Here is a 4038-nt window from a genome sequence, read left to right on the forward strand (position 1 = left end):
ACCGGGGCTTGCTGCGGGTGTACGCCGAGCAGGGCAGTGGCCTGTTCCTGGGTGCCGAGATGTTCGGGCCGGCGGCCGAGCACATCGGCCACCTGCTGGCCTGGGCGGCGCAGAAGCGGATGACGGTCAGCGAGATGCTGGAGATGCCGTTCTATCACCCGGTGGTTGAGGAAGGGGTGCGCACGGCCCTGCGGGATCTCAACCACAAGCTCCACATTGGCCCGGCCATGACCGAGCGCTGTATGGATTGCGGTCCCGGCGCCTGATCGTCTCGCCGCTGAGACTTCGGGTCAAGGGGCCTTTGGCCGATCGGCGAGTCATTCCCGGAATGGAAACCATGAAACGATTTGAGCAACTGGCCCAGGACCTGGCGGACCTGATCCGCACTGGTACCCTTCGGCCAGGCGAGCGTATCCCGTCGGTGCGGATGGCCAGTCGTCAGTACAACGTCAGCCCGTCCACTGTGTTCCGTGCCTACTATGCGCTGGAGAACCTGGGGTTGATTCACGCCCGTCCCCAGTCCGGCTACTTCGTAACCAGCCTCACTAGCCACGCCTTGCCGGAGGCCGATGTGCCGAAGCGGGAGGCGCGCACCACGCCGGTGGATGTCAGTGAGCTGGTGTTCTCGATTCTGCGCGCCATGCGCGAAGCCAGCCAGGTTCCCCTGGGCTCGGCCTTTCCCAGCCCCAACTTGTTCCCCCTGCAGCGGCTGGCCCGCTCCATGGCCAGGGCTACCCGGCTGATGGATGTGAACTCGGTAGTGGCGGACCTGCCGCCGGGTAACCTGCAGTTGCGTCGCCAGATCGCGGTCCGTTATGGCATCTCCGGGGTGTCCGTGCCGGTGGAGGACATCCTGGTGACTGACGGTGCCCTGGAGGCGTTGAACCTGTGCCTGCAGGCCCTGACCCAGCCCGGAGATAAGGTGGCCATCGAGGCGCCGGCCTTCTATGCCTGCCTCCAGGTGCTGGAACGCTTGCAGCTGCAGGCGGTGGAAATTCCGGTGTCGGCCAGTGGCGGCATTGACCTGGCGGTGCTGGAGCGCGCCTTGCAACAGCATGACATCAAGGCCTGCTGGTTCATGACTAATTTCCAGAACCCCACCGGTGTTTCACTGGAGTCGGAGCGTAAGCGGCAGCTGGTGGAACTGCTGCACCAACACCAGGTGCCACTGGTGGAGGACGATGTCTATGGCGAGCTGTACTTCGGACACCAGGCCCCGGTGATGGCCAAGTCGTTCGACCGGGACGGGCTGGTATTGCACTGCAGTTCGTTTTCCAAGTGCCTGGCGCCGGGCTACCGGGTGGGTTGGGTATCTGCCGGCCGTTATCAGGAGCGCTTGCAGCGGCTCAAGCTGATGACCACGTTGTCCGCCTCGATACCGGCCCAGGCAGCGCTGGCGGACTACCTGGAGCACGGCGGTTTTGATCGCCACCTGCGGGCATTGCGGGGCCGGTTGGAAACCCAGAAGAACCAGATGTTCGCCGCCATTGATCGCCACTTCCCGGCGGAGGTTCGGGTGACTCGGCCGGCGGGAGGGTATTTCCTCTGGCTGGAACTACCCGCATCAATCGACAGCCTGGAGCTGTTCCGGCGGGCGGCGGAAGCCGGCATCTCCATCGCGCCGGGGCCGATGTTCTCCGCCACCCGCTCCTTTGCCCACTGCCTGCGCCTGAACTTTGGGCACCCCTGGTCGCCGGAGCTGGAAGCGGCCATGGCCACCCTGGGGCGGTTGCTCTGCGGGACATTCCGGCCCAACTGATACGCTTTTAAATAATATAACTGATCCTGTTTCCCGGGCGCCGGGGTTGGGACACTGGCGGGGTTCCAGATCCAACCCAGGAAGCCTGACCATGAGCGAGCGCATTCCCGCCACCACTATCCCCGTCCAATCCGTGGCCCCGGCGCACTCCGCCGAGCCCATCGTCACCAGGAGTTTTCGCGGCTTCTACCGCAACCTGCGGATTGCCGGAGGCCTGGTTCTGTTTGGCCTCTACTTTGGCACCGTATGGTTGACCTGGAACGGCCGCCAGGCGGTGCTGTGGGACATCGGTGAGCGCCGGTTCCACATCTTCGGAGCCACCTTCTGGCCGGAAGACCTCACCCTGCTGACCGGTGGTCTGGTGGTCTGCGCTTTTGGCCTGTTCTTCATCACGGTGCTGGCGGGGCGAGTGTGGTGTGGTTACAGCTGCCCCCAGAGTATGTGGACCTGGCTGTTCCTTTGGGTGGAGCGGTTGAGTGAGGGGGACCGTAACCACCGCATCAAGCTGGCTCGCTCGCCCTGGGGAGCGGGCAAGCTGTTGCGCAAGACCCAGAAGCACGGTCTGTGGTTGCTGATCAGTCTGGCCACGGCACTTACTTTCGTTGGTTACTTCACGCCCATCCGGCCATTATTGTCGGACCTGCTGGCTCTGGAAACCGGGGCCATGGCCCTGTTCTGGCTGTTCTTCTTTACCGCGGCCACCTATCTCAATGCCGGTTGGCTGCGGGAGAAAGTGTGCCTGCACATGTGTCCCTATGGCCGTTTCCAGTCGGTGATGCTGGACGAAGACTCCGTGGTGATCAGCTACGACGCCCGGCGGGGAGAGACACGGGGTCACCGGCGGCGGGAGGTGGACCCGGCTGTGGCGGGGTTGGGGGACTGTATCGACTGTCACCAGTGTGTGCAGGTGTGTCCGACCGGGATCGACATCCGCGACGGCCTGCAGATGGAGTGTATCGGGTGCGCCGCCTGTATCGATGTGTGCGATTCCGTGATGGACAGGATGGGGTATGAGCGCGGGCTGATCCGCTATGCCAGCGAACACCAACTGGCCGGTGGTGCGCTGCGCCTGTTCCGGCCACGCCTGCTGGGCTACGCCGCCGTGCTGGCCACCATGGTGGCTGCCCTGGCCTGGGGGGTGTCCAGCCGGGACCTGATCAGCCTGGAAGTGGCTAAGGATCGGTCGCTGTTCCGTTACAACGCCCAGGGTCAGGTTGAGAACAGTTACCAGATCAAACTGCTCAACAAGGCCGGTGAGGCCCGGACCCTGCTGCTGGATATCAGCGGCCCGGACGGCCTGGTGGTCAACGGACCCACCCGGTTTCATCTCGAGGCCTGGGAACGTCGTGAGCTGGCGTTAACCGTGGCGGCCGCCCCGACCGCCCTGGCGGGGGTCAGCAGCGATCTGCTGTTCACCGCCACGGATGCGGAGGCGTCAAACCAGCGCGCCAGTCGGCCCAGCCGATTCACCGGGCCCGTGACCCATTGATGAGGACCGGGCCCCCAGACGAAGCCACAGATTCTCGTGGAAGAAATAGGCCACGGTGTTGATAGCCGGCTCCACCATGGCAATCAGGCTACCGATCAGGATATCGCCAGTCAGCAGGTAGGCGACGGTGAAGGCCACGGTAAAGTGAGTGAGGGCGAAGGTGACAGTCTTGAGCAGTGACTGGTCGCCCCGGTGGCCGTGCTGGTGGACAAAGTGTTTGATGGCGCTCATGGCGTTTTCCTGTCGAGATAACAGAGCAGCGTTTCAATCGGGTGATGTTTGATAGGCTAGCTGAATATCATTTCTGTCGGTCATTAGATTATTCTATCTGGAAGATTGTTGGGTTAAATTTCACGGCACTCCCGATCGTGGCTATAGTGAAGACCATTCCAATCCACACCATCGTCAAGGGAGACGTTTAATGAGCACCAACATCATCGGACTGGACACGGAAAAAACCCAGCAACTGGCGGATGCCCTGAACGACCTGCTGGCCAACTATCAGATCTTCTACATGAACGTTCGCGGCTACCATTGGAACATCAAGGGGGAGAACTTCTTCGAACTGCACGTGAAGTTCGAGGAGCTGTACAACGACCTGTTGCTGAAGGTGGATGAAGTGGCCGAGCGGGTGCTCACTCTGGGTCATCGTCCGGTTCACGCCTACAGCGCCTATATCGAGCGCTCGGAGGTGGAGGAACGTCAGGACGTGTCTGACGGCCGCACGGCCGTCAGCCAGATTGTGGACAGCTTCGCCAAGCTGATCGGCAAGCAGCGGGAACTGCTCAGC

4 protein-coding genes and 1 pseudogene are annotated in these 4038 nt (G+C 62.5%); 4 read left to right on the top strand and 1 reads right to left on the bottom strand.

The genetic code is table 11. The annotated features are described in order from the left end of the window. The 3 genes and pseudogenes from R3280_RS16110 to ccoG form a co-directional block, all read left to right on the top strand. Window positions 1-266 (top strand): annotated as a pseudogene (locus tag R3280_RS16110) (dihydrolipoyl dehydrogenase); the annotation flags it as partial. A 71-nt stretch (window positions 267-337) separates the two neighbouring features. Beyond that, window positions 338-1759 (top strand): PLP-dependent aminotransferase family protein, encoded by a 1422-nt coding sequence (locus R3280_RS16115; RefSeq protein ID WP_318999629.1) that lies wholly within the window; start codon window positions 338-340, stop codon window positions 1757-1759. Window positions 1760-1850: 91 nt separating this feature from the next. After that, window positions 1851-3248: a cytochrome c oxidase accessory protein CcoG gene (ccoG, locus tag R3280_RS16120; protein WP_318999630.1), complete on the top strand. Its 1398-nt coding sequence runs from the start codon at window positions 1851-1853 to the stop codon at window positions 3246-3248. Here ccoG and R3280_RS16125 read toward each other — a convergent pair. Beyond that, complete coding sequence (locus R3280_RS16125) at window positions 3195-3479, bottom strand: DUF2061 domain-containing protein (protein ID WP_318999631.1); 285 nt, start codon at window positions 3477-3479, stop codon at window positions 3195-3197. The genes ccoG and R3280_RS16125 overlap by 54 nt on opposite strands. A gap of 190 nt (window positions 3480-3669) precedes the next feature. On the opposite strand from R3280_RS16125, the gene R3280_RS16130 reads away from it, so the two are divergent. Then, a partial coding sequence (locus R3280_RS16130; protein ID WP_318999632.1) for a Dps family protein occupies window positions 3670-4038 on the top strand: 369 nt, incomplete at its 3' end.

The sequence above is a fragment of the Marinobacter sp. genome (assembly GCF_033722195.1).
GTDB lineage: Bacteria > Pseudomonadota > Gammaproteobacteria > Pseudomonadales > Oleiphilaceae > Marinobacter.